The sequence below is a fragment of the Mesorhizobium sp. M0701 genome (assembly GCF_040320365.1).
Taxonomy (GTDB): Bacteria; Pseudomonadota; Alphaproteobacteria; order Rhizobiales; family Rhizobiaceae; genus Mesorhizobium.
In genome coordinates this window covers 19,394-42,736 of record NZ_JAMYPO010000048.1, presented here as the reverse complement: position 1 = coordinate 42,736, position 23,343 = coordinate 19,394, and the positions used below count along the sequence as shown (strand labels likewise).

At 62.3% G+C, this 23,343-nt stretch carries 19 protein-coding genes; 5 read left to right on the top strand and 14 right to left on the bottom strand.

Annotation, left to right across the window (positions count from 1 at the left end):
* Window positions 1–76: 76 nt before the first annotated feature.
* A complete protein-coding gene (locus tag NKI24_RS30315; protein WP_352502515.1) occupies window positions 77–898 on the bottom strand; it encodes a UDP-2,3-diacylglucosamine diphosphatase in 822 nt (273 codons plus the stop codon).
* A 120-nt stretch (window positions 899–1,018) separates the two neighbouring features.
* On the opposite strand from NKI24_RS30315, the gene NKI24_RS30310 reads away from it, so the two are divergent.
* Entirely contained in the window at window positions 1,019–1,798 is a 780-nt protein-coding gene (locus NKI24_RS30310) for an SDR family oxidoreductase (protein WP_352750197.1), read from the top strand.
* 140 nt (window positions 1,799–1,938) lie between these two features.
* Here the strand turns inward: NKI24_RS30310 and NKI24_RS30305 are convergent, their stop codons facing one another.
* Complete coding sequence (locus tag NKI24_RS30305; RefSeq protein ID WP_352448725.1) at window positions 1,939–2,604, bottom strand: hypothetical protein; 666 nt, start codon at window positions 2,602–2,604, stop codon at window positions 1,939–1,941.
* Window positions 2,605–2,628: 24 nt separating this feature from the next.
* A complete protein-coding gene (locus NKI24_RS30300; RefSeq protein WP_352750196.1) occupies window positions 2,629–4,029 on the bottom strand; it encodes a selenium-binding protein SBP56-related protein in 1,401 nt (466 codons plus the stop codon).
* A 397-nt stretch (window positions 4,030–4,426) separates the two neighbouring features.
* On the opposite strand from NKI24_RS30300, the gene NKI24_RS30295 reads away from it, so the two are divergent.
* Window positions 4,427–6,751 (top strand): NADP-dependent malic enzyme, encoded by a 2,325-nt coding sequence (locus tag NKI24_RS30295; RefSeq protein WP_352750195.1) that lies wholly within the window; start codon window positions 4,427–4,429, stop codon window positions 6,749–6,751.
* A gap of 12 nt (window positions 6,752–6,763) precedes the next feature.
* On the opposite strand, the gene NKI24_RS30290 is transcribed toward NKI24_RS30295, so the two are convergent.
* Window positions 6,764–7,384, bottom strand: a complete 621-nt coding sequence (locus NKI24_RS30290; protein WP_352750194.1) for a DUF1287 domain-containing protein — start codon at window positions 7,382–7,384, stop codon at window positions 6,764–6,766.
* Between the two features lie 263 nt (window positions 7,385–7,647).
* On the opposite strand from NKI24_RS30290, the gene NKI24_RS30285 reads away from it, so the two are divergent.
* Complete coding sequence (locus tag NKI24_RS30285) at window positions 7,648–8,859, top strand: DUF2865 domain-containing protein (protein ID WP_352750193.1); 1,212 nt, start codon at window positions 7,648–7,650, stop codon at window positions 8,857–8,859.
* Here NKI24_RS30285 and gltX read toward each other — a convergent pair.
* From gltX to NKI24_RS30260, 5 genes are all read right to left on the bottom strand, one after another.
* On the bottom strand, window positions 8,777–10,150 hold the full coding sequence (gltX, locus tag NKI24_RS30280) for a glutamate--tRNA ligase (protein WP_352750192.1): 1,374 nt from the start codon (window positions 10,148–10,150) through the stop codon (window positions 8,777–8,779). The genes NKI24_RS30285 and gltX overlap by 83 nt on opposite strands.
* 134 nt (window positions 10,151–10,284) lie before the next feature.
* Window positions 10,285–12,090, bottom strand: a complete 1,806-nt coding sequence (locus NKI24_RS30275; RefSeq protein WP_352750191.1) for an ABC transporter ATP-binding protein — start codon at window positions 12,088–12,090, stop codon at window positions 10,285–10,287.
* Window positions 12,091–12,371: 281 nt separating this feature from the next.
* Window positions 12,372–12,875 (bottom strand): GNAT family N-acetyltransferase, encoded by a 504-nt coding sequence (locus NKI24_RS30270; RefSeq protein ID WP_352750190.1) that lies wholly within the window; start codon window positions 12,873–12,875, stop codon window positions 12,372–12,374.
* Window positions 12,876–12,902: 27 nt separating this feature from the next.
* Entirely contained in the window at window positions 12,903–14,585 is a 1,683-nt protein-coding gene (locus NKI24_RS30265; protein WP_352750189.1) for an NAD+ synthase, read from the bottom strand.
* A 65-nt stretch (window positions 14,586–14,650) separates the two neighbouring features.
* On the bottom strand, window positions 14,651–15,364 hold the full coding sequence (locus NKI24_RS30260; protein ID WP_352540625.1) for a DNA-3-methyladenine glycosylase I: 714 nt from the start codon (window positions 15,362–15,364) through the stop codon (window positions 14,651–14,653).
* Between the two features lie 83 nt (window positions 15,365–15,447).
* On the opposite strand from NKI24_RS30260, the gene NKI24_RS30255 reads away from it, so the two are divergent.
* Window positions 15,448–16,011, top strand: a complete 564-nt coding sequence (locus NKI24_RS30255; protein ID WP_352750188.1) for a DUF1003 domain-containing protein — start codon at window positions 15,448–15,450, stop codon at window positions 16,009–16,011.
* Window positions 16,008–16,595 (top strand): DedA family protein, encoded by a 588-nt coding sequence (locus NKI24_RS30250; RefSeq protein WP_352750187.1) that lies wholly within the window; start codon window positions 16,008–16,010, stop codon window positions 16,593–16,595. Before NKI24_RS30255 ends, NKI24_RS30250 begins: the two co-directional genes overlap by 4 nt.
* Before the next feature lie 3 nt (window positions 16,596–16,598).
* Here NKI24_RS30250 and NKI24_RS30245 read toward each other — a convergent pair whose 3' ends face one another.
* From NKI24_RS30245 to mfd, 5 genes are all read right to left on the bottom strand, one after another.
* Entirely contained in the window at window positions 16,599–17,186 is a 588-nt protein-coding gene (locus tag NKI24_RS30245; RefSeq protein ID WP_352750186.1) for a hemerythrin domain-containing protein, read from the bottom strand.
* 99 nt (window positions 17,187–17,285) lie between these two features.
* On the bottom strand, window positions 17,286–17,645 hold the full coding sequence (locus NKI24_RS30240; RefSeq protein ID WP_352705814.1) for a diacylglycerol kinase: 360 nt from the start codon (window positions 17,643–17,645) through the stop codon (window positions 17,286–17,288).
* A gap of 76 nt (window positions 17,646–17,721) precedes the next feature.
* Window positions 17,722–18,141, bottom strand: coding sequence for a GFA family protein (locus NKI24_RS30235; protein WP_352448711.1), 420 nt, complete (start codon window positions 18,139–18,141; stop codon window positions 17,722–17,724).
* Between the two features lie 149 nt (window positions 18,142–18,290).
* Window positions 18,291–19,664 carry a class II 3-deoxy-7-phosphoheptulonate synthase gene (locus NKI24_RS30230; RefSeq protein WP_352750185.1) on the bottom strand — a complete coding sequence of 458 codons (1,374 nt, stop codon included), beginning with the start codon at window positions 19,662–19,664 and terminating at the stop codon, window positions 18,291–18,293.
* A 179-nt stretch (window positions 19,665–19,843) separates the two neighbouring features.
* Window positions 19,844–23,341 carry a transcription-repair coupling factor gene (gene mfd, locus NKI24_RS30225; protein ID WP_352750184.1) on the bottom strand — a complete coding sequence of 1,166 codons (3,498 nt, stop codon included), beginning with the start codon at window positions 23,339–23,341 and terminating at the stop codon, window positions 19,844–19,846.
* Window positions 23,342–23,343: the final 2 nt, after the last annotated feature.

Sequence of the window (23,343 nt, the reverse complement as noted above, 5' to 3'; positions counted from 1 at the left end):
GCCGCTGCTTAACACGGCGAAAAAGTCGATGAAACCGCTGGACTAACCGATTGAAGCGAGATGCGGCCGGATTTGGTCAAGCCGCCTGGACTGCCCTGCCCTTGATGTCGATCGGCACGAGCACCTCGCTGCCGACCGGAGTCTCCGGCAGGACATGCGCCCAGTGCAGGATCTCCATCCTGCCGTCAAAATGCTCGACCACCGCCGTGCAGCTCTCCACCCAGTCGCCCGTGTTGATGTATTGCACGTCCTCATAGCTTTCGATCGCGGCATGGTGGATGTGCCCGCAGATCACGCCGTCGACATGCGAGCGGCGCGCCTCCTCGGTCAGCACGGTCTGGAACGAGCCGATGAAATTCACCGCCTTCTTGACCTTGACCTTGGCCCAGGACGAGAACGACCAGTAAGGCAGGCCGAGCACCTGGCGCAGACGTGTGATGACGCGGTTGAGCAGCATCGCCGCGTCGTAGGCATAGTCGCCGAGATAGGCCAGCCAGCGCGCATTATGGACGACGGTGTCGAACTGGTCGCCATGGATGACAAGAAGGCGTTTGCCGTCGGCGGTCTCGTGGATGGCGCGGTCGGCGACGACAATGCCGCCGAAATGAACGCCCTGGAACTGTCGCGCGAACTCGTCATGGTTGCCGGCGATGTAGGTGATGCTGGCGCCCTTGCGCGCCTTGCGCAGCAATTTCTGGATCACGTCGTTATGGCTTTGCGGCCAATGCCAGCTTCGTCTCAGGCGCCAGCCGTCGACGATGTCGCCGACGAGATAGATGATATCGGCATCGTGATGGCGCAGGAAATCGATCAGGAATTCGGCCTTCGCCGCCTTCGATCCGAGATGGACGTCGGAGATGAACATGCTGCGGAAAGTGCGAGGCTCTGCGCCGGACATCATTTGTCACCGTTGCTTTCGCCTGAGCCTATGCTCCGATTCATGCAACAACCGTATGACGGTTGCGATTGGTCCAGCCATCCAGATAGGTTGCCGCGGCAATCAGAGGAGAAAATCACCATGGATCTCGGCATTCGCGGCAAGAAGGCCATCGTCTGCGCTTCGAGCAAAGGCTTGGGACGCGGCTGCGCCATGGCACTGGCAGAGGCAGGCTGCGATCTGGTCGTCAATGGCCGCAACGCCGACGTGCTGGCCAAAACCGCCGCTGAACTGCGCGAGAAATTCGGCGTCAAGGTGACCGAGATCGTCGGCGACGTATCCAAGCCCGATGTCCAGAAGGCGCTGCTTGCCGCCTGCCCCGATCCCGACATCCTCGTCAACAACAATGGCGGTCCGCCGTTTCGCGATTTCCGCGCGCTCGACCGCGAAAAGATCCTCGAGGGCGTCACCCAGAACATGGTGACCCCTGTCGAACTGGTTCAGGCCGTGATCGACGGCATGGCGGCGCGCGGCTTCGGCCGCATCGTCAACATCACCTCGCTGTCGGTCTATGTGCCTATCCCCGGCCTCGACCTGTCGTCCGGCGCCCGCGCCGGCCTCACTTCGTTCCTCGCCGGCGTCGCGCGCACGGTGATCGACCGCAATGTGACGATCAACAACATGCTGCCGGGAAAACTCGACACCGACCGGCTGCGCGGCCCGCACGAGGCCGGCACGCCCGAAGATCCGGCCGCCGCCGCCGCACGCAAAGCCAAGGCGGCGGCCAACGTTCCGGCCAAGCGACTCGGCATGCCGGAGGAATTCGGCCAGATCTGCGCCTTCCTGTGCTCGGTCCATGCCGGCTACCTGACCGGGCAGAACATACCGGTGGACGGCGGCCTCTATGTCAGCGCGTTTTAGTGGCAGAATCCAAGGCTTGATACCCGCTGGACGGCGGAAGAACGACCCTTTGCGGTTGTTGGGTTGCGAGCGCCGCATGATGCGATCTGATCTTTCCTGACATCCGGAGAAGGGAGAATTCCTTTGCCAATGCATGCAACCTACCGAGCGAATCCGATACTCGCGATCCCAATTCCCCCCACCAGGATCAGGCTCACGGCCCACACAGTGTCGAGATTGAACCAGCTTTGTGAGATGAACTTGGGTCCGAGCCATCGATAGACGGCAATGGCGATAACACCGCCGCTTACAATCATCGCGGCCGTATGGACTACGGAGACGGCGGTGGCGGTGATCAGATTACCTGCCATGAGCGTGATAGCCGCCTGGTGTCCAACATCGAGATCGCCTGCCTGGCACAGGCCGAGATAAATCGGCACCAGCATCAGCCCGGCGCCATGCGCGGTGGCGGCCGCGAAGGACCACAAGGCCAGTTGTGCCGGCGGGATACGGGCAAGAACACGCGGGTGGCGCCGGTTGATCAGGAGATAGATCCCGGCTGCGATCACAATCAATCCCGCCGCGATGCGAATCTGTCGTTCCCAGACGATGAGCGTCAGCATCGCGCCGAAGGGCAGCAGGATACCGATCATCGCCACAAAGTGGCCCATTGCCAAAAGGCCGAGCGCCCGGAACAATTCGCCGGCACGTCTATCCAAAAGTCCGGTCGAAACGGCCAACGGCCAGCCCATGCCAGGATTGATACCGTGATAAATACCGCTGGCGACGACGGCCAGCCAGAGACCGGCCGTCGTCCACTCGCTCATCGCTTTATTGACCCGGGCAGTCGGTTACACCGACGGATAGCAGAACGAATCCGTCGAGCAATCGCCGCCTTCCAGACGAATCTGGTGGGAGCGATACCCCTCGGGGAACTCGACATAAAAGTCCTTGTCCAGGGTGATCCCACCGTTCTCGCCGACATTGGCCTTGACCATGGCTGCCGGAATACCATCGCGATAGAACTGGTCGTCCCAAGTCGAATACAGGGAGTTGGTCCAGTAAACGCGTTTGCCGTCGCGGCTGATCTCGACCATCTGCGGTCCGCCCCTGTAGTCGCCGCCGCCGGGATGCTTGGTCTTGCGCGTGATGCCGCCAATATGGATGGACCCTGCAAGCTTAGGCTTCATCGGATCGGTCACATCGTATTGGCGCATCTCGCCGGTGCCCCAGCAGGATACGTAGAGGAATCGGTCATCGAGCGACAGGTCGATGTCGGTTACTAGCGGCGGCACCGCCTCGAAGCCCTGAAGCAACGGCGGCAGGTCATCCTTGGCGGCTGCCTCGGGCGGGATGGTCGCCGTCTTTTCGCAATGGAATTTGCCGCCCTCGCGCCACCAGGTCCAGATCGATCCCTCGAGGTTTGTCGTGTCGACGACCACTCCAAGGAAACCGTATTCCTTGACCGGGTCATGGGCGGGGCGGACTTCCAGCGCCATCTGGTGGTTGGCGCCCAGATCGATGGTCTGCACGTTCCTACGTTCGCGCAAATTCCAGAAATGCACCCGGTGTCCATATTTGTTCGACAGGAGGTCTTCAGGCACGATGCCCTGCTCGAACTGGGGCGGAAGGGCCCACTCGCTCGACACCATGTAGTCGCGTGGCAGGTTCCACCAGAAATCATATTGCTTGTCCTGCGGCCCGCGATCGATCTCGTAGCGCCCGATGACGTCGAACGTCTGGCAATCCATGACAAAGATGCCGGGAGGTCCGTCGGTGCCGTCAGGGCCACCGCCCCCAAGCGTCGAGACATAAATACCTTCCGGACCGCAGTGAATCGTATGAGGCCTGGAATAGCCCGTCTTGGCAAACACCTCTTCTGGCTCGATGACCTTGTGGATCTTGGCCTTGGTCGGTCCGCCCTTGGTGTCTATGACGTAAATGCGCGAAGATCGAATACCGGGAATGATCAGAAAGCGGCGCTCGAGAAACGGGTGACCATTCAGCGGCGAAAGGGCCGACGAGCACGCGTTCCAGCCGAAATGGTGAAACTCGTCGCCCTTGTTCGGCATTATCACGCTATGGACGACCTTGCCGTAGTCCTTCGACTTCGGGTTTACGTCAACTATGGCTAGTCCATCTGGCTGAGAGAAGTCGGGACTCAACATCAAAGTGTAGGCAAAATTTTCGACTGGCGCCTGCATTGCGAGCTTGGCAGTCGCGTGGAAAGTCGGGTCTGGCCGTACAGTCATTGTCGTCCTCCCTTGGCAGGTTAAGCAGTCCGACCGACAATCAGGGGCACGATCTGTGATGCGTTTGGATGTCCGCCGAAAACGTCGGGGCGCTTTGTTGTTCGCACGCTATTTCGTGCGACTTTTCGAAGAATCTCACGGATTTTGGAGAACTGCAATGTCGACTTGTTTCGCCGCGAGGCCTCTGAGCGACGAGCGCCACCAGACATTCGAACTGGGCGGCGTACCTCGCCGCAGCACCCCGCCTATCGCCCCAACATCTCAATGGCAGACCGCACAGGAGGGCGGGGGTGCAAGCCGCAAGCTCGCGCTTGCGACATATCACCTCTCGAAATGCCACGGCTGCATGCTAAGAGACTCAAAACACCAAACGGACTGAACTGAGGAGGCGGCCGTCATGACAGGCGAAAGCAAGAAGGCGGCCCGATCCGACCTCGACGAAGCAGCGCTCTACTTCCACAAGCACCCCCGTCCCGGAAAACTTGAAATCCAGGCGACGAAACCGCTGGGCAACCAGCGCGACCTGGCGCTTGCCTATTCGCCGGGTGTAGCTGCCCCCTGCCTTGAAATCCGCGACGACCCGGCAACCGCCGCCGACTATACGGCCCGCGCCAATCTGGTCGGCGTTGTCACCAACGGTTCGGCGGTGCTGGGCCTCGGCAACATCGGTCCGCTCGCCTCCAAGCCGGTGATGGAGGGCAAAGCGGTGCTGTTCAAGAAATTCGCCGGCATCGATGTCTTCGACATCGAGATCGATGCACCGGGCATCGAGCGCATGGTCGAGACGATCTCGGCGCTGGAACCAACCTTCGGCGGCATCAACCTTGAGGACATCAAGGCGCCCGAATGCTTCGAGGTCGAGGAGCAGCTGAAAGCCCGCATGGGCATACCGGTCTTCCATGACGACCAGCACGGCACCGCCATCATCGTCGCCGCCGCCGTGCTCAACGGGCTGGAATTCGCCGGCAAATCCATCGCGGACATCAAGATCGTTACGTCAGGCGCCGGCGCTGCGGCGCTTGCGTGCCTCAACCTTCTGGTCTCGCTCGGCGCGCGGGTCGAAAACATCTGGGTCACCGACCGGTTCGGCGTCGCCCATAAGGGCCGTGTCGAGGAGATGGACCGCTGGAAAGACCCCTATGTGAAGGACACCGAGGCGCGCACGCTGGCCGACGTTCTGCCCGGCGCCGACGTGTTTCTCGGCCTGTCTGCCGCCGGCGTGCTGAAGCCGGAATTGCTCCACCACATGGCGCCCAAGCCGCTCATCCTGGCGCTGGCCAACCCCAATCCCGAGATCATGCCGGAAGCGGCGCGGGCAGCGCGGCCCGACGCGATGATCTGCACGGGCCGCTCCGATTTCCCCAATCAAGTCAATAACGTACTCTGTTTTCCTTATATCTTCCGTGGCGCGCTGGATTGCGGCGCAAGCGCCATCAACGAAGAGATGAAAATGGCCGCGGTGCGGGCGATTGCAGCGCTTGCCCGCGAAGAGCCGTCCGACGTTGCCGCCCGCGCCTATTCCGGCGAGACGCCGATCTTCGGCCCGGAGTTCCTGATCCCCTCGCCTTTCGATCCGCGGCTGATCCTGCGCATTGCCCCTGCCGTTGCCAAGGCAGCCTGCGAGACCGGCGTCGCGACCCGGCCGATCACCGATTTCGCCGCCTATATCGACAAGCTGAACCGCTTCGTCTTCCGCTCCGGCCTGGTCATGAAGCCGGTATTCTCGATGGCCAAGACGTCGAGCGCCAAGCGCGTCATCTATGCCGACGGCGAGGACGAGCGCGTGCTTCGCGCCGCGCAGGTCGTGCTCGAGGAAGGCATTGCCGAACCGATCCTGATCGGCCGCCCGCACGTCATCGAGGTGCGGTTGAAACGCTATGGGCTGCGCATCAAGCCGGGCGTCGATTTCGGCTTGATCAACCCGGAAGACGATCCGCGTTACCGCCACTATGTCGACCTTTTGATCGAGCTTGCCGGCCGCCGTGGGGTGACGACGGAAGCCGCGCGCACCATGGTGCGCACCGACAATACGGTGATCGCCGCCCTTGCCCTGAAGCGCGGCGACGCCGACGCCATGGTCTGCGGCCTCGAAGGCCGTTTCGAGCGCCATTTGCGCAACGTCACGCTGATCATCGGGCCACGCGCCGGCATTAGGGATCGCGACCTGTCGACGCTTTCCATGCTGATCTCGCAGCGCGGCATCATTTTCCTCACCGACACCCATGTCTCCGTCGATCCGACCGCCGAAGAAATTGCGGAAATGACCGTTTTGGCGGCCGAGGAAATTCAGCGTTTCGGCATTGAGCCCAAGGCAGCGCTGCTGTCGCATTCTGATTTCGGCTCCCGCGATTCGCCAAGCGCCATGAAGATGCGGCAGGCGGCGGCGATCCTGGCGCGCATCGCGCCAGACCTGCAATGCGACGGCGAGATGCATGCCGACTCGGCATTGTCGGAGCAGCTGCGCCAACGCGTCTATCCGCATTCGCGGCTGAAAGGCGAAGCCAATCTGCTGGTGTTCCCCAATCTCGATTCGGCGAACATCACACTGACGGCGCTGCGCACAATGATGGAGGCGCTGCATGTCGGCCCGATCCTGCTCGGCACCGACAGCCCGGCGCACATATTGACGCCGTCGGTCACGTCGCGCGGCGTCGTCAACATGACGGCACTGGCAGTGGTCGAAGCCGCGCACAAGGCGCAAGCCATCGTCGATCTGGGGTAGCCGCGGGCTTTCTCAGATTGGCCTGAACCGGAAATGCCCTGTCTGCCTGAAGGCAAACAAAGTGTCCTCTTCCCTGGCGCCGCCGCCGATATTGTGAATGACCAGTCTTCTTGTCGGTACCAAAGTGGAGCGATTGGACGACACGATGGCAATATGCGACAGATTGCCGGGCAGCATCTGGGCGATGAGATCCCCTGGCCGATAGTCGGCCGGGTCTTGGCTGACGGGCAAGGCAGCACCGCGCCGCTCGAAATAGACCGCAAGGTTGGGCACACGGCGATGGTCGATGTTGCGGTCCGGCGCTTTCAGGCCCCAAGCCTTCGGATAGGCGGCAAAATTGGCCCGCATATCCTCATGCACCAATTCTTGCAGGTCGAGATCGAAGGCGCGGCGATAGGCACGGATCACGACATCCGTACACACACCCCGCTCGGGCTCAACGTCCCCGCCCGGATAGGCCAGGCGTGTATAGGTCGGATCGTAGAGCGTGGTGACGCCGATCTGCTCACGGGCGGCTTCGACCAATTTGGTGCCCCAATCCGACGTGATGGGCTTTTGCTGCGCCCTGGCAACCGGCATCGCCAGGCACAAAAGACCAAATTGTACTGCGGCTCGACGGGTAATCGCGGTCATGCCAAGCCTCCGGGCATTCTGGATCCGGGCATTCTTCTGGGCGAATACGCCTTTTTCGTGCATCGCCAGGATGTCTCGGCCGTGGCTCTGTCCGAGTATGTCGTGCGGCGTGGTCGATATGACAGCGCTGGTCGTGGTCGAAGCCGCGCACAGGCGCAAGCCATTCGATTTGGGATGAAGCCGGAATCGGCGGTATGCTAAACAAACGGTTAACCGCAAGCGCGGTAGCTTTCTGAACGACAGACAGGCGGAGTTTCGAAGGGATGACGGGCGCATGTTGGAGGCTGACGCGGGCCGCCGCGCTGCTCGGCGCTCTGCTACTGTGCGGCATTGCCGTCACTCAGGCGCAGGCCGCTTCGCGCCTCTGCCGCCAGCTTGAAGCCGATCTTGCCGCCGCTTCTCGCGGTGGCGGCGGCAAGCCGGCTTTGCTCAGGAAATATGACGACGCGATCGTCTGGCAGCGCCAGCAGATTTCAAAGGCCGTCAGCCAGGCCAGCAGCGCCGGCTGCGGCTTTTCGCTGTCTCGCCGCAACGCCAACGTATGCGCGGCACTCGACGCCACCATCGATCGCATGGCTGCCAATCTCGACGCCCTGCAGGCCAAGCGCGCCGACCTTGCCGGCGGTGGTTCGCGACGCGATCGCGCGCGCATATTGACGTTGCTTGACGCCAATGGCTGCCGCGATGATGCGGCGGCGCGGACGCCCGCGCCGGTCCGCGAAGCCAGCCGTGAAAACGGCCACCGAAACCTGCTCGACCAGCTTTTGGGCAGTGACGCAACTGAACCGGGCGCGCCCGACCAGCCTAAAGGGCCCAGCCAGGCCGAAGAGCTAAGCCAGCCGGGCAACATCCGCACCATGCTCAACAACGCCGACATGGGCCAGCCCCAAGGCGAATTCCGCACCATGTGCGTGCGCACCTGCGACGGTTATTTCTTCCCGATGTCGAATGCCGCCTCACTGGGCGATTTCGAGCGCGACCAGAAGAATTGCGAATCGAGCTGCCCCGGCACCGAAATGCAGGTTTTCTACACGCGCGGCATGAATGGCGATTCGGCGTCCATGACGTCTTCGGCGACCGGCAGGCCTTATATCGAACTGCCGACGGCCTACCTCTACAAGCAGTCCGACATGCCGCGGCCGCCGGCCTGCGGCTGCAATGCCGCGCAGAATTTCGAGATCATCGCCGGCAACCCGCCAACCCGGGAACAATCTGAGGCGAACGTGGCGACCACCCCGTTCATTCCGCTGCCGGTTGCCAGGCCTGATCCGGGCGCCGATCCGGAGTCCTTGGCCAATGCGCAAGGCGGCCTCGACCGTGAGGCGATCAGACGTCTTGCCGTCAAGCCCGTGCCTTCGCCGACATCGCTGCCGCCGCCGGAACAGCGCAAGGTCAGGGTCGTCGGGCCAACGTTCCTTCCCGACCCAGCAGCGGCAACAGATCTGCAAGCTCCGGACCCGAAGGCTGTCCCGTAAGCGCCAGCCTGAGCGGCATGAACAGCGCCTTGCCCTTACGACCGCTCGCTTCTCGGATCTTGCCGGTCCAGTCTTTCCAGACGGCGCCGTTCCAAGGCTCCTCCGGCAGCAGTTCGAACGCCTGGCGAAGAAAGTCGCGGTCATCGTCGGAAAACTCCGCCGGCTCCTCTGGACCGTCTCGAAGCGTACGCCACCAGATCGCCGCATCAGCCAGCCTGTCTAGATTGCCGCGCACCGCCAGCCAGAAAGGCTCGGCCTGTTCGCCGGAGATGCCGAGCACGATCAGCCGGTCGCGCGCCTCGGAAAACGGCATGTGATGCAGCAGCGTGCGGTTGAGCGCGAAGAGCTCGTCCGGGTCGAATTTGGCGGCGGATTTCGATGTTGCAGCCGGATCGAAGCGCTCGGCTAGCTCGGCCATCGTTGGCACCGCCACGACGTTTTCCGAGGTGCCGACGAGCACCGCCAGCGAAGCGATCGCCATCGGCTCGATGCCGCTCTCACGCAGGCTCTGGATGGACAGCGCGCCGGTGCGCTTCGAAAGTCCCTCGCCTGATGCCGTTGTCAGGAGATTGTGGTGGCCGAACACCGGCGGCTCCGCGCCAAGTGCTCGGAACAGGGCTATCTGGACGCCGGTATTGGTGACGTGGTCGTCGCCGCGAATGACATGGCTGACGCCCATGTCGATGTCGTCGACAACCGAAGGCAATGTATAGAGGTAGGTGCCGTCCTCACGCCGCAGAACCGGGTCTGAAAGCGAGGCGAGGTCGACGGTCTCTTCGCCGCGCACCAGATCGTTCCAGTGGATTTCAGTGCGCTCCGGCTGCAGCGGATCGCCGGTGAAGTTGGGCAACAGAAAGCGCCAGTGCGGCCGCCGGCCATCGGCCTCATATTCCGCGACCTGCTCGGGTGCCAGCGTCAGCGCCTCGCGGCCATAGACTGGCGGCAGTCCACGCGTGCGGCGCACCTTGCGCCTCAGGTCGAGCTCTTCAGGTGTCTCATAGCAGGCATAGACGAGGCGCGCCTCCTTCAGTCTTTCCAGTGCGGCATCATAGATTTCGACCCGCCGCGACTGATACTCCGTGGCGTCGGGGAAGATGCCCAGCCAATGCAGGTCATAAAGGATGGCGTCGGAAAACTCCTGCGTCGAACGGGCAACGTCGGTGTCGTCGAAGCGCTGGATGAAGCGGCCCTTGTTCTTGATGGCGAACAGCCAATTGAACAAAGCGGTGCGCGCATTACCGATATGGATGCGGCCGGTCGGTGACGGGGCGAAACGGACGGTAACTGTCATGAGCGGGGCGTACCGGATGGTTTTGCTGTTGACAAGACGCGCCCCCGCGCTCTGCGGCAGACATAGAACATGACGAAGGCGAAGAAAAGACGGCAGCGCCACGCGTCCGTTAAGACGCGCGGCACCGCAACCCGTCAGATCACCAGGCCTTTGGTCAGCTCAAGCGCCTGGCGTTCGAACAGCCGGCGGTAGATGCCGCCTTGCAGCCGGATCAGCTGGTCATGCGAGCCCTCTTCGACGATGCGGCCGCGATCGAACACCAAAAGCCTGTCCAGCGCGCGCACCGTCGACAGCCGGTGGGCAATGACCAGCGTCGTGCGGCCGACCATCAAGCGCTCCATTGCCTGCTGGATCAGCACCTCCGATTCCGAATCGAGGCTCGACGTTGCCTCATCCAGGATGAGAATGCGCGCATCGGCAAGAAAGGCGCGTGCGATTGCAACGCGCTGACGCTCACCACCCGATAGCTTTACGCCACGCTCGCCGACCAGCGTGCCATACCCTTTCGGCAAATTGGCGATGAAGTCATGCGCGCTGGCCAACCGCGCCGCGTGCTCGATCTCGGCCTGCGTGGCGTCCGGCCGGGCATAGGCGATGTTTTCGGCCAGCGACCGGTGAAACAGGATCGGCTCCTGCTGGACAATCGCGATCTGTGCGCGCAGCGACGCCTGCGCCACATTGGCAATATCCTGGCCGTCGATCAGGATATTGCCCGCAGTCACGTCATAGAGGCGCTGGATCAGCTTGACGAATGTCGTCTTGCCGGACCCCGAATGGCCAACCAGCCCGACCCGCTCGCCCGGCGCGATGTCCACCGAAAAGTCGCGATAGAGCGGCAGGCGGTGGCTGCCATAATGGAACGTGACATTGTCGAAGGTGGTACGGCCATCGGTGATCCGGATCGGTTTGGCGCCGGGCCGATCCTCAATGCCGAGTGGTTCGGACTGGAAGTCGACCAGTTCCTCCATGTCGTTGATCGAGCGCTGCAGATTGCGGATATGCGTGCCGATGTCGCGCAAATAGCCTTGCAGCACGAAGAATGAGGTCAGCACGAAGGCGACGTCGCCGGCGCTCGCCTGCCCCCACGACCACAACAGCAGGGAGAATCCGATGACCGCTGCCCTCAAAAGCAGCAGCATCGTCCCTTGCGTGGTGCCGTTGACAGTGCCGCGCATCCAGGTGCGGCGCGTGCGGCCGCGCCATTTAGCGACGACCTCGGCAAGCCGTGTCTCCTCGCGTTCCTCGGCGCCAAAACCCTTGACCACGGCGTTGCAGCTCACCGCGTCGGCCAGCGAGCCGCCGAGCCGCGTATCCCACGCATTGGCAAGCCTTGCCGCGGGCGCGACATAGCCAAGCGACAGCATCGTCGTCACCGCGATGAACAGAACCGAACCGGTGGCGACGACAGCACCCATCAGCGGCCAGAACCAGCCAAGCAGCAGCGTCGAGCCGACGAGCATGACGACCGATGGCAGCAGCGCGATCAGGATCGTGTCGTTGAGCAGGTCGAGCGCCCACATGCCGCGCGTTATCTTGCGCACCGTCGATCCGGCGAAGCTGTTGGCGTGCCAGTCGGTGGAGAAGCGCTGGACGCGGTGGAAGGCGTCGGCGGCGATATCCGCCATCATCTTCAACGTCAGCTCGACAATGGCCATGAAGGCGAGATTGCGCAGCACGACACCGGTGAGCGCCAGGGCCACCAGCATCGAAAAGTCCGCTGTCGCCGCGTTCCACGCAACATCGTCGGCCGCAGCACTGCTGGCGACGGCGTCGACCAGCCGGCCGGAATAGAGCGGCGTCAGCACGTCGGCCAGGGTCGACAGCAGGAACGCTCCCATGATCAGCAAAAGCCGCCGCGGCTGACGCCGCCAATGGCTGAGCGTGAAGCCAAGAACGCTGCGAAAGGCGCCCGCGCGCAAATCTATTCGAAAACGAGTCATGATCTCATTCGGGCGCAAACGAGCCCGATCCCGGAAAGGTCGAAATTGAAAAAAACCGCGTCGGGCGAATTAGCACCCAAGGAATGCGGACGTTCGGCACATTTGGCGGCTCGCCCGAATACGGGCGGCGACCGGCATCGACGAATGCCTGTTCTCAGCTCGGCTTCGCCGCAAAGGTAAGGACCTTCTGGCTTGCCGATTGAGACCTAGGCTTCGCGGCCTCGCATAGCGATGTCAAATCCTGGCATTCGGTCCTCCCCAAGGGGATCGCGGAAAGGCGTTTATAGAGACGCCTCAACGCCGCGCCAAGTCACTAGATAGCCCAAAGCGCATCTGGTCCAAGCAGTGAGACGATTTTGCAACAATCGCGGGTTGTGCGCCCTCATCGGTCGAAGCGCATATAGCGGCCCGTCGGTGGAAGGCCTGAAGCCGAGCTTTTCGTAAACCGCATGGGCGTCGTTGGTCGACAGGCTCCAATGCGTGACCGTCTTGACGTCCGGGTGGTCGATAAGCGCCTGGACAAGCCGGGTTCCGATGCCTTGTCCGCGATACCCGGGCCAGACAATTATGTCGGCGAGATAGGCAAATACCGTACGGTCGGTGATCGCCCGGCCGAAGCCGACCTGATTGCCGCCGACATAGACACCGATGCACAGTGAGTTGGCGAAGGCGCGGCGGTGCAGTTCGTCGCTGCGGCCACTGCCCCAATAGCTCTCCTTCAAAAGGTCGGACGTCGCCCGGAAGTCGATCCGCGACGGGTCGAAGCTGATTTCAAGGGTGGCCATGGCTAAACCGTTAAACAGGCCAATCGCCTATCCGCCATCCCTGAACCGGTTGGTAATGGGATAGCGGCGGTCGCGGCCAAAGTTCTTCCTGGTGATCTTCACGCCGGGCGCCGCCTGCCGGCGCTTGTATTCTGCGACGTAAAGCAGGTGCTCGACGCGCGTCACCGTCGCCCGGTCATGGCCGCGCGCGACGATGTCGTCGACACCCATCTCGTTTTCGATCAGGCACTCCAATATGTCGTCGAGCACCGGATAGGGCGGCAGCGAATCCTGGTCCGTCTGGTTCTCTCGCAGTTCCGCCGAGGGCGCCTTGTCGATGATGTTGGTCGGGATCACCTCGCCGGACGGACCGAGCGCACCCGGCGGCACATGCGCGTTGCGCCAGCGCGACAGCGCATAGACCTGCATCTTGTAGAGGTCCTTGATCGGATTGAAGCCGCCATTCATGTCGCCATAGAGCGTCGCGTAGCCGACCGACATCTCGCTTTTGTTGCCGGTAGTGACCACCATCGAGCCGAACTTGTTGGAAATCGCCATCAGGATGGTGCCACGGGCCCGGCTCTGCAGGTTTTCCTCGGTGATGCCTTCCTTGGTGCCCTCGAAAAGCTGTGTCAACGTGTGCAGGAAGCCCTCGACCGGCTCGAAGATCGGCACGATATCGTAGCGGCAGCCGAGTGCGCGGGCGCAGTCCTCAGCATCCTTCAGCGAGTCCTTCGAAGTGTAGCGGTAAGGCATCATCACGGCGCGCAGCCGTTCCTCGCCCAGCGCATCGACGGCAAGTGCCGCGCAGATCGCCGAATCGATGCCGCCGGAAAGGCCGAGCACGACATTCTTGAAGCCGTTCTTGTTGACGTAATCGCGCAGGCCCAACATGCAGGCGCGGTAGTCGGCCTCCTCCTTCTCCGGGATTTTCGACATCGGTCCATCAGAGCAGACCCAGATGTCATTCTTTCGCTTCCAGGTGGTGACGTTGACCGTCTCCTCGAACTGGCTCATCTGGAAGGCCAGCGTCTTGTCAGAACCTATGGCAAACGATGCGCCATCGAAAACCAGCTCGTCCTGGCCGCCAAGCTGGTTGGCATAGATAATCGGCAGTCCGCATTCGATGACCTGGCGGATGACGATCTGGTGGCGGACGTCGACCTTGCCGCGGTAATAGGGCGAGCCGTTCGGGACCAGCAGGATTTCCGCGCCGCTTTCGGCCAGCGTCTCGCAGACGGCAACCTCGCCCCAGATATCTTCGCAGATCGGCACTCCCACGCGCACGCCGCGGAAATTGACCGGCCCCTGGATCTCGGGACCGGCCTGGAAGACGCGCTTCTCGTCGAACTCACCGTAATTCGGCAGATCGAGCTTGTAGCGTTCGGCAAGGATCTTGCCGCCATCGGCAAAGATGATCGAATTGTGCGTGCCGGTCTTGCGCTTCAACGGCGTGCCGATGACGAAACCCGGGCCGCCGTCGGCGGTATCGCCGGCGAAATCCTCCGCCGCCCGCTCGCAGGCCTTCAGGAAGGCGGGCTTCAGCACCAGATCCTCAGGCGGATAGCCGGCAAGGAAAAGCTCGGTAAACAGCACGAGGTCGGCGCCTTGGCGGGCGGCATCCGCCCTCGCCTCGCGTGCCTTGGCAAGATTGCCGGCGACGTCGCCGACCGTCGGATTGAGCTGGGCGACGGCGATGCGCAATATGTCTGGAGCGGTCTTGTCTGTCATGCCCGTGGGTTTAGCGCGGCAAAATTCGTCGAGCAATGGCGTTCGTTTGGACCAAACAGTCGATCCTATTCGCCCATATATTCGCGCAAGGCTTCCGGCGGATGGTTCTCGCCGATCGACATTGCCAGAATGCGCGAAATGTGCCGGCGCGGCAGCCCGGTTTCCGCCGCCCAGGCGTTTATCTGCACTTGGATCTTGCCCAGGTCCTTCTTCGATGTCGGGCTCTGCGCGAGGTCGAGCCCGGCGTCGCGCAGCGCTGCCGCCATGTCGGCCGAGACGATGAAGGCGTCCCACTCCAGCCAGCGCAGAAAATACTGGCCGGTATTGCCGCCGAGCCGGCTGCCATGCTTGCCGAGATAGGCCATCAATCCGACCTGGTCATCCGCCGGCCAATTGGCCAGGAACTTGCCGAAGCTGCCATGCTCCTTCGACACGCGCTCGACGAAGGCTGCGTTGTCGCGTACGGATTTGATCTTCTGCGGATTGCGGACGATGCGCTTGTCGGCTGTGAGATCGTGCCAGAAATCGTCAGGCTGGAACAGCAGCCGCTTCGGCTCGAAGCCAAGAAATGCTTCCTCGAAACCCGGCCATTTCTGCTCGATGACGCGCCAGACAAAGCCGGCGGCAAAAACCCGCTCGGCCATGGTCGACAGGATCCGGTCGTCCGCAATCTTTGCCACCGCGGCATTATCGGGCATAGGACCCAGCAGCGACGTCAGCGCTGCCTCACCGCCTTTGCGCTTCGCTGCACGGGCGCGAATTTTCTGGAAATCCACCATTGTTTCCTGACCCCATCGCGTCAATCTACCACTTCCCGTATGAACCGGCAGCTTCTACCTCATCGCTGACGACGGAGGCGACGATGAACAAAACGATCGAGGAGCTGGCAAGCCGCTGGCTGAAGCGAAAGCCGGACGGCCTCAGCGCGCTCGAAAGCCGGGTACTGCAATCTACGCTCGAGCGCACCACGATCTCCAAGGACACCAACAAGGCCGTCGCCTTTCACCAGACGTTTGGAGATCGCCTGGCCGACACCATCGCCCGGATCGGCGGCTCGTGGTCCTTCATCCTGGCATTCATTGGCTTCCTGATCCTGTGGACGGCAGGCAATGTCTGGCTCTTGTCGCGCGCCGCCTTCGATCCCTATCCCTTCATCTTCCTCAATCTCGTGCTTTCCATGGTTGCCGCCCTGCAGGCGCCAGTGATCATGATGGCGCAGAACCGCCAGACGGAGCGCGATCGAATCGACGCCGCCCACGACTATGAGGTCAATCTCAAGGCCGAGATCGAGATCATGGCGTTACACGAAAAGCTCGACGAACTGCGCCACAGCCAGATCATCGGCATGCGAGACGAGATCGCCCGGCTGGCCGAGCAGGTGAAGCGCATCGACGACATTCTGTCGAAGCAGCGAACGTCTTCATGACGGAAGTCATCCATCGTCTCATTGAGCAATATGGATTGGTCGCGGTTTTTCTGGGCTGCGTCGCCGAGGGCGAAAGCGCCGCAATTCTTGGCGGTTTTTTTGCGCATCAGCATGTCTTCGTCCCGTGGCAGGCGTTTCTCGCAGCCGCGCTCGGCGCCTTCGGTGGCGACACGTTGTTCTTCATCTTGGGACGGAGCTTCGCCGACCATAAATTCGTGATCAGGCTCCGAGCCCGGCCGGGCTTCAGCCACGCCTACCGCCTTGTCACCTCTCATCCCAACATTTTCGTGCTGTCGAACCGTTACATCTATGGCCTGCGACTGGTCGGCGGAATCGCGGCCGGGCTGTCGGGCATCGCCGCGGCGCGCTTCATCATCCTCAACGCCATCTCGTCGGTAGTCTGGGCGGCACTGTTCTGCACTGTCGGTTATGTCTTCGGGCTGGGCGCGGAGCACATCGTCGGCCAGGCGCTGGCCCGCCACAAGCGGTTGCTGATCGCTCTGGCAATCGGCCTCATTGTGGCCATCCTCGGCTGGCTCGCGGCCCATATCGTCGCCAAGAAGGAACTCCACAAGGGAAGCTGATCGTCAATCAATGCCGAGCGCACGATCACCCTTCTCGAGGATCAGCGGAATGATCAGGTCTTCCTCGTCGGCAAGATGCCGGGTCAACATGGCGATCAGCCGGCTGTTCTCGTCAGCATAGGCATCGGCGGCGAAACGCTGTTTGTCTTCGCTCTCCTGAAGCGTGCGGATGAAGGCATTTGCCGCCTGGGCATTGCGCTCCAGTCCCTCATGGATTGTGTGGTGATCGGCATCCAGGATTTCGAAGCCGCGCTTCAGACGGGTCTCGGCCCTGGCGAAGACCGGGAAATAATGATGGTCCTCGACATTGTGGTGGCCGTCGAGATTGCCGAGGAAATGGTTGAGGCGCGGCGCGAACCAGCGCGCGAATTCCTGCGCGTTCAGCCTACCTTCTCGATAATCGCCGATACCACTGGCGAGCATGCCGCCAAGCTCGCGGAACATGTCGTGCCGCTGCAGCCACATATTGGCTATGCCGTGGATGTTGGCATGCGCCTGCCAGACCTCGCGCGGAAATTTTTCAACCAGCCAGCGCAGATCGTCCGGCAGGCCCTCACGTTCGAGCAGCAGAAATCCGGCGGTATCGGCCATATCGGTTTCCTCAGACCATGATCCCGAAAGTGGTACCGGTCTTCGGAAAAGATCATGGTCAAAACGAGAGATGCAGTGACGGCATGTAGTGTCTGAAACTCAGATCGGTACCCCGAGGATCCGCTCGATGACGGCGACGCCCCAGACGCCGGCAGCGATCACCACCGAAATCAGCACCGCCAGCGAACCGCAATCCTTGGCCAGTTGGATATCGATGTTGAATTCGCGGCTGAACGCGTCGCATGCCGCCTCGATGCCGGTATTCAACACCTCGATCATGATCATGAGCAGCACCGCGCCGATCAGCAACGCATAGCCGCGCCACGATTCCGAAAGGAACCAGCCGAGCGGCAAGGCAAGCACGAGCAGTGTCAGCTCCAACTGGAAAGCCTCCTCGCTGGCCGCCAGTTTGCGAAACGCCCGCACCGAATTGTAAAAAGCGTCGATCAGCCGCTGCATACCAAAACCCTTCGGAATCACCGGCAGGGGATTAGCGCAATGGCTGGACCAAGGGAATAAGGCGACCTCTTCAAAATCAGTCGCCTGCCACCTTGATCGACGGCGTCGACTTCTCGAACTGCGGCAGCCCATCATCGATGGCGTAATAATCGCCCTTGTCGCCGACGAAGATATGGCATTCTCCTTGAAGCCCGGTTGGCGCGTCGAACAGCCCTGCCATGACCGAAACATAGCCGTCATCGCTCGGCTTCCAGAACAGCAGAGAGCCGCATGTCTTGCAGAAGCCGCGCCTGGCGAACGAAGAGGCCTCGTACCAGGTGATGCTCTCCGCGCCGGTGATTGTGATGTCGCGGTCGGCAACGTTGGCCGCCGCATAAAAATGCCCGCTCTGCTTCCGGCACTGCGAGCAATGGCAGTAGACGACACCGCGTAGCGGTCCTCGTGTCTGGAACCGCACTGCCCCGCACAAGCATGATCCGCAGTGACTGTCAGTCATGTCGGCCTCCCGATGCAATTGCCATCGCCTGGCAGGATTCCAGTTTTGCGCGCGTTAGGCACGAGCAAATGCGACACCGGCGGGATTGAATAGAAAAAGCGCCGGTTTTCGCCCGGCGCTTCTTCAATGACATCAAAGTTCAGATCGTATCAGCCATTGACGGCCTGCTTGTGCTGCACCGGATGGGTCTTCTTGAGCAGATCGGAGACCAGGAACGCCAACTCGATCGCCTGGTCAGCGTTGAGGCGCGGATCGCAATGGGTGTGGTAGCGATCCTGCAGCTCTTCGGCGGTGATGGCGCGGGCGCCACCGGTGCATTCCGTGACGTTCTTGCCGGTCATCTCGACATGGATGCCGCCCGGATGCGTGCCTTCGGCGCGATGCACCTCGAAGAAGGTCTGCACCTCCTTCAGGATGCGGTCGAACGGCCGTGTCTTGTAGCCGGCGGCCTCGATGGTGTTGCCATGCATCGGGTCCGACGACCACACCACGCTGCGGCCTTCCTTCTGCACCGCGCGCACCAGTTTGGGCAGATGGTCGGCGACCTTTTCGGAACCGAAGCGGGCGATCAGCGTCAGCCGGCCGGGCTCGTTCTCCGGATTGAGCAGGTCGATAAGCTGCAACAGGCCATCCGGCGTCAGCGACGGGCCACATTTCAGGCCGAGCGGGTTCTTGATGCCACGGCAGTATTCGACATGGGCATGGTCGGGCTGGCGCGTGCGATCGCCGATCCAGATCATGTGGCCGGAGGTGGCGTACCAGTCGCCGGAGGTCGAATCGACGCGGGTCAGCGCCTCCTCATAGCCGAGCAGCAACGCTTCGTGGCTGGTGTAGAAATCGGTCTCGCGCAGCGCGTAATTGGTCTCCGAGGTGATGCCGACGGCCTTCATGAAGTCCATCGTCTCGGTGATGCGGTTGGCGAGCGATTCATATTTTTCGCCTTGCGGGCTGTCGGAGACGAAGCCGAGCATCCATTGATGCACGTTCTCCAGGCTGGCGTAGCCGCCCTGGGCGAAGGCACGCAAAAGGTTGAGCGTCGCCGCCGACTGGCGGTACGCCATCTCCTGTCTTGCAGGATCGGGAATGCGCGACTTGGCGTCGAACTCGATGCCGTTAATGATGTCGCCGCGATAGCTAGGCAGCGTCACACCGCCCTTGGTCTCATTGTCGGACGAGCGCGGTTTGGCAAACTGGCCGGCGACACGGCCGACCTTCACCACCGGCTGCGCGCCGGCGAAGGTCAGTACCACCGACATCTGCAGGAAGACGCGGAAGAAGTCGCGGATATTGTCGGCGCCATGCTCGGCGAAGCTCTCGGCGCAATCGCCGCCCTGCAGAAGGAATGCGTCACCGGCAGCGACGGTCGCAAGCTGCTTCTTCAGCTTGCGCGCCTCACCTGCAAAAACCAACGGCGGAAACGTGGCAAGCTGGGCTTCCGTGTTCCTCAGCGCGGCAAGATCCGGATAGGCAGGAACCTGCTGGATCGGCTTAGCTCTCCACGAATTCGGCGACCATTTCGTCATCGAAGCACCTAACGCTCTTTCACACGGACGCCATCGCCCGCCAATCCGCCCCATATGGGGTCGCGGCTCCATACACGAAGCCGATTTCCTATTCTAGACCGGAAGTGGTCGCGTGGCGAATGAGCACGGCACTGCGAAAGTGCCGGTGCGGCTGTGCCCAGAGCACCAGCGACGCGCTGCTACGCCGCCTTCTCCACCAGCCGCGCCAGCTGCGTCATGACAACCGCTGAGCCAGCCAGCCGCTTCTCGGGCGTCGCCCAGTCACGGCTGAAGACGACGCTCTGGTCGGGTCGGATCTTGGCCAGCGAGCCCTGTTCGCCGATGAGCTTGACCAGCCCGACCGGATTGGGGAATTCCCGCTTGCGGAAATGGATGACGACGCCTTTCGGCCCGGCGTCGAGCTTCTCCACGTTGGCCTTGCGGCAAAGCGCCTTGATGAAGACGATCTTCAACAGATGCTTTACCTCTTCCGGCAGCGGCCCGAACCGGTCGATCAGCTCGGCGCCGAAAGCATCGATCTCTTCCGTATTTTCGAGATCGCCAAGACGGCGATAGAGAGCCAGCCTGAGCTGCAGATCCGGGACGTAGCTTTCCGGGATCATCACCGCCGTGCCGACGGCGATCTGCGGCGACCAGCCGCCGTCCTGCACCTCGCCGGAATCCTTCACTTCGGCCACCGCCTCCTCCAGCATCTGCTGGTAGAGCTCGAAGCCGACCTCCTTGATGTGGCCCGACTGCTCTTCGCCAAGCAGATTGCCGGCGCCGCGGATATCGAGGTCGTGGCTGGCCAGCTGGAAACCGGCGCCTAGCGTATCGAGCGACTGCAGCACTTTCAGCCGACGCTCGGCTGTATCGGTTAGCTTGCGGTTGGCGGGCAGAGTGAACAGCGCATAGGCGCGCACCTTCGAACGGCCGACGCGGCCACGCAACTGATAGAGCTGCGACAGGCCGAACATGTCGGCGCGATGCACAATCAGCGTGTTGGCAGTCGGAATATCGAGGCCAGATTCGACGATGGTGGTCGACAAAAGCACATCGTACTGGCCGTCATAAAAGGCATTCATGATATCGTCGAGCTCGCCGGGCGGCATCTGGCCATGGGCCACCGCCACTTTCAGCTCAGGTACAGATTCGCGCAGAAAATCATGGATTTCCGCGAGATCGCTGATGCGCGGTACGACGTAGAAGGAATGGCCGCCGCGGTAGCGTTCTCTGAGCAGCGTCTCGCGGATGACCAGCGGATCGAAGGGCGAGATGAAGGTGCGCACCGCCAGGCGGTCGACCGGCGGCGTAGCGATCAGCGACAACTCGCGCACGCCGGTCAAGGCAAGCTGCAGCGTGCGTGGGATCGGCGTCGCCGACAAAGTCAGAACGTGGACGTCGGTCTTCAGATCCTTCAGCCGCTCCTTGTGCTTGACGCCGAAATGCTGCTCCTCGTCGATGATCAGCAGACCAAGATTCTTGAACGAGATCGAGGAGCCGAGCAGTGCATGCGTGCCGACGACGATGTCGATCTGGCCTTCGGCGATGCCCTTCTTGGTCTCCGCCAATTCCTTGGCGCCGACCAGCCGCGAGGCCTGGGCGACGCGGATCGGCAGGCCGGAGAAGCGCTGCGAGAAAGTCTTGAAATGCTGGCGCGACAACAATGTCGTCGGCACCACTATGGCCACCTGAAAGCCTTCCATCGCCCCAATGAAGGCGGCGCGAAGTGCAACTTCGGTCTTGCCGAAGCCGACGTCACCGCAGATCAGTCGGTCCATCGGCTTTCCGGCGCCTAGATCATCCACGACTGAATCGATCGCGGTCTGCTGGTCATCGGTCTCCTCATAGGGAAAACGCGCTGCAAACTCGCCATAGAGGCCTTCCGCCGGCACCAGCGCCGGTGCTGCCCGCATTTGCCGCTCGGCGGCAATGCGGATCAGCTGCCCGGCCATGTCGAGCAGGCGTTTCTTCAGCCGCGCCTTGCGCGATTGCCAGGCGCCACCGCCAAGCTTGTCGAGCGTCGCCTCGGCCGAATCCGAGCCATAGCGCGACAGCAACTCGATGTTTTCCACCGGCAAGAATAGCCGATCGTCGCCGGCATAGTGGATCTCGAGGCAATCGTGAGGCGCACCAACCGCCTCGATGGTACGCAACCCGATGAAACGGCCAATGCCATGGTCGGCATGGACGACGATATCGCCTGACGACAAGGCCGAAGCCTCGGCGATGAAGTCGGACGCACGCTTCTTGCGCTTCGAGCGCCGGATCAGCCGGTCGCCGAGAATGTCCTGCTCGGCGACGACGACGAGTTTCTCAGTCTCGAAGCCGGATTCGAGCGGCAGCACGGCCAGTCCCGCCTGCCCTGGCTCAAGCCTTTCGGCTTCGGCAAGCGTCGCCACCGGCTTCAGATTGCCAAGGTGATGCTCGACCAGGATCTGGCCGAGCCGGTCGAGCGAACCTTCAGTCCAGCCGGCGACGACGACACGGCGGCGTCCAGCGCGCTCGTCGGAAATGTGTTTTACGACGACGTCGAAAACGTTGGCGTTAGGATCGGCGCGTTCCTCGACGAAGCTGCGGCCGTGGCGCGAGCCGGCATGGAACACCTTTTTCGCGCCGGCATCGGGCGCGTCGAAGGCCGTGAAATCTATCGCCTCGCGCGGGCCAAGCGAGGCAATCAGGTTCTCGGGCGACAGATAGAGCAGATCCGGCGGCACCGGCTTGTAGGGCACCGCGTCCTTCAAGGCGCCGTCGGCCTGCTTCTTGCGCGCTTCGTAGTGGTCGAGGATTAGAGTGTGGCGCTCGGCCAGTGCCTCATGCGCCAGATGGTCGAAAACCACAGGCGCATCGGGCAGGTAGTCGAAGACGGTTTCCAGCCGCTCATAGAAGAACGGCAGCCAGTGCTCCATGCCGGCAAACCGCCTGCCCTCGCTGACCGCCGCATAGAGCCCATCGTCGCGGGAGGGCGCACCAAAGGCTTCGATGTAGGCGCGGCGGAAGCGGCTGATGGTTTCCGGCGTCAGCGCCACCTCGCTCATCGCCTGCAGCGCCATCGATTTGCGTTGGCCGATGGTGCGCTGGGTTGCGGTGTCGAAGACGCGGATCGATTCCAGCGTATCGCCGAAGAAATCGAGGCGCAGTGCCTCCGTCCAGCCGGGCGCGAAGAGATCGAGAATGCCGCCGCGCACCGCAAATTCGCCGATACCGCGCACCGTCGGCACTCGCTCGAAGCCGGAATTCTCCAGCCGCGACACCAGCACGTTCATGTCTATCTGGTTGCCGGGTTTGGCGTGGAAGGTCTGCGCCTCGACGAGTTCAGCCGGCGGAATGCGTTGCAACAGCGCATTCGCCGTGGTGAGGACGACGGCGCGGTGCGGCTTCTTCGCCAGCGCGATCATCGCTGCCAGCGCATCGAGCCGCCTTGCGGCGGCGTCGGCGCCGGGCGAGACGCGGTCGTAAGGCAGGCAGTCCCAGGCCGGCAGTTCCAGCACCGGAAGGCCCGGCGCGGCAAAGGCAAGCGCCTCGACGATCGCAGGCAGACGCTGCCCGTCGCGCGCCACGAACAGCACCGGCTTGTCAGGGGCGATCTCGTGCGCAGTCTGCACCAGCGCAAAAGCTTCGTAGCCGTCGGCGACGCCATCGACGATGAACTGGCCGGCGCGGCCTTTCGGCAGACCGATCGTAGGGATAAGGCTCATGG

Excerpts from the sequence above, each read along its gene's own strand:
- NKI24_RS30315 (WP_352502515.1), bottom strand. The coding sequence starts at position 898 with ATGTCCGGCGCAGAGCCTCGCACTTTCCGCAGCATGTTCATCTCCGAC.
- NKI24_RS30310 (WP_352750197.1), top strand. The coding sequence starts at position 1,019 with ATGGATCTCGGCATTCGCGGCAAGAAGGCCATCGTCTGCGCTTCGAGC.
- NKI24_RS30305 (WP_352448725.1), bottom strand. The coding sequence starts at position 2,604 with ATGAGCGAGTGGACGACGGCCGGTCTCTGGCTGGCCGTCGTCGCCAGC.
- NKI24_RS30300 (WP_352750196.1), bottom strand. The coding sequence starts at position 4,029 with ATGACTGTACGGCCAGACCCGACTTTCCACGCGACTGCCAAGCTCGCA.
- NKI24_RS30295 (WP_352750195.1), top strand. The coding sequence starts at position 4,427 with ATGACAGGCGAAAGCAAGAAGGCGGCCCGATCCGACCTCGACGAAGCA.
- NKI24_RS30290 (WP_352750194.1), bottom strand. The coding sequence starts at position 7,384 with ATGACCGCGATTACCCGTCGAGCCGCAGTACAATTTGGTCTTTTGTGC.
- NKI24_RS30285 (WP_352750193.1), top strand. The coding sequence starts at position 7,648 with ATGACGGGCGCATGTTGGAGGCTGACGCGGGCCGCCGCGCTGCTCGGC.
- gltX (WP_352750192.1), bottom strand. The coding sequence starts at position 10,150 with ATGACAGTTACCGTCCGTTTCGCCCCGTCACCGACCGGCCGCATCCAT.
- NKI24_RS30275 (WP_352750191.1), bottom strand. The coding sequence starts at position 12,090 with ATGACTCGTTTTCGAATAGATTTGCGCGCGGGCGCCTTTCGCAGCGTT.
- NKI24_RS30270 (WP_352750190.1), bottom strand. The coding sequence starts at position 12,875 with ATGGCCACCCTTGAAATCAGCTTCGACCCGTCGCGGATCGACTTCCGG.
- NKI24_RS30265 (WP_352750189.1), bottom strand. The coding sequence starts at position 14,585 with ATGACAGACAAGACCGCTCCAGACATATTGCGCATCGCCGTCGCCCAG.
- NKI24_RS30260 (WP_352540625.1), bottom strand. The coding sequence starts at position 15,364 with ATGGTGGATTTCCAGAAAATTCGCGCCCGTGCAGCGAAGCGCAAAGGC.
- NKI24_RS30255 (WP_352750188.1), top strand. The coding sequence starts at position 15,448 with ATGAACAAAACGATCGAGGAGCTGGCAAGCCGCTGGCTGAAGCGAAAG.
- NKI24_RS30250 (WP_352750187.1), top strand. The coding sequence starts at position 16,008 with ATGACGGAAGTCATCCATCGTCTCATTGAGCAATATGGATTGGTCGCG.
- NKI24_RS30245 (WP_352750186.1), bottom strand. The coding sequence starts at position 17,186 with ATGGCCGATACCGCCGGATTTCTGCTGCTCGAACGTGAGGGCCTGCCG.
- NKI24_RS30240 (WP_352705814.1), bottom strand. The coding sequence starts at position 17,645 with ATGCAGCGGCTGATCGACGCTTTTTACAATTCGGTGCGGGCGTTTCGC.
- NKI24_RS30235 (WP_352448711.1), bottom strand. The coding sequence starts at position 18,141 with ATGACTGACAGTCACTGCGGATCATGCTTGTGCGGGGCAGTGCGGTTC.
- NKI24_RS30230 (WP_352750185.1), bottom strand. The coding sequence starts at position 19,664 with ATGACGAAATGGTCGCCGAATTCGTGGAGAGCTAAGCCGATCCAGCAG.
- mfd (WP_352750184.1), bottom strand. The coding sequence starts at position 23,341 with ATGAGCCTTATCCCTACGATCGGTCTGCCGAAAGGCCGCGCCGGCCAG.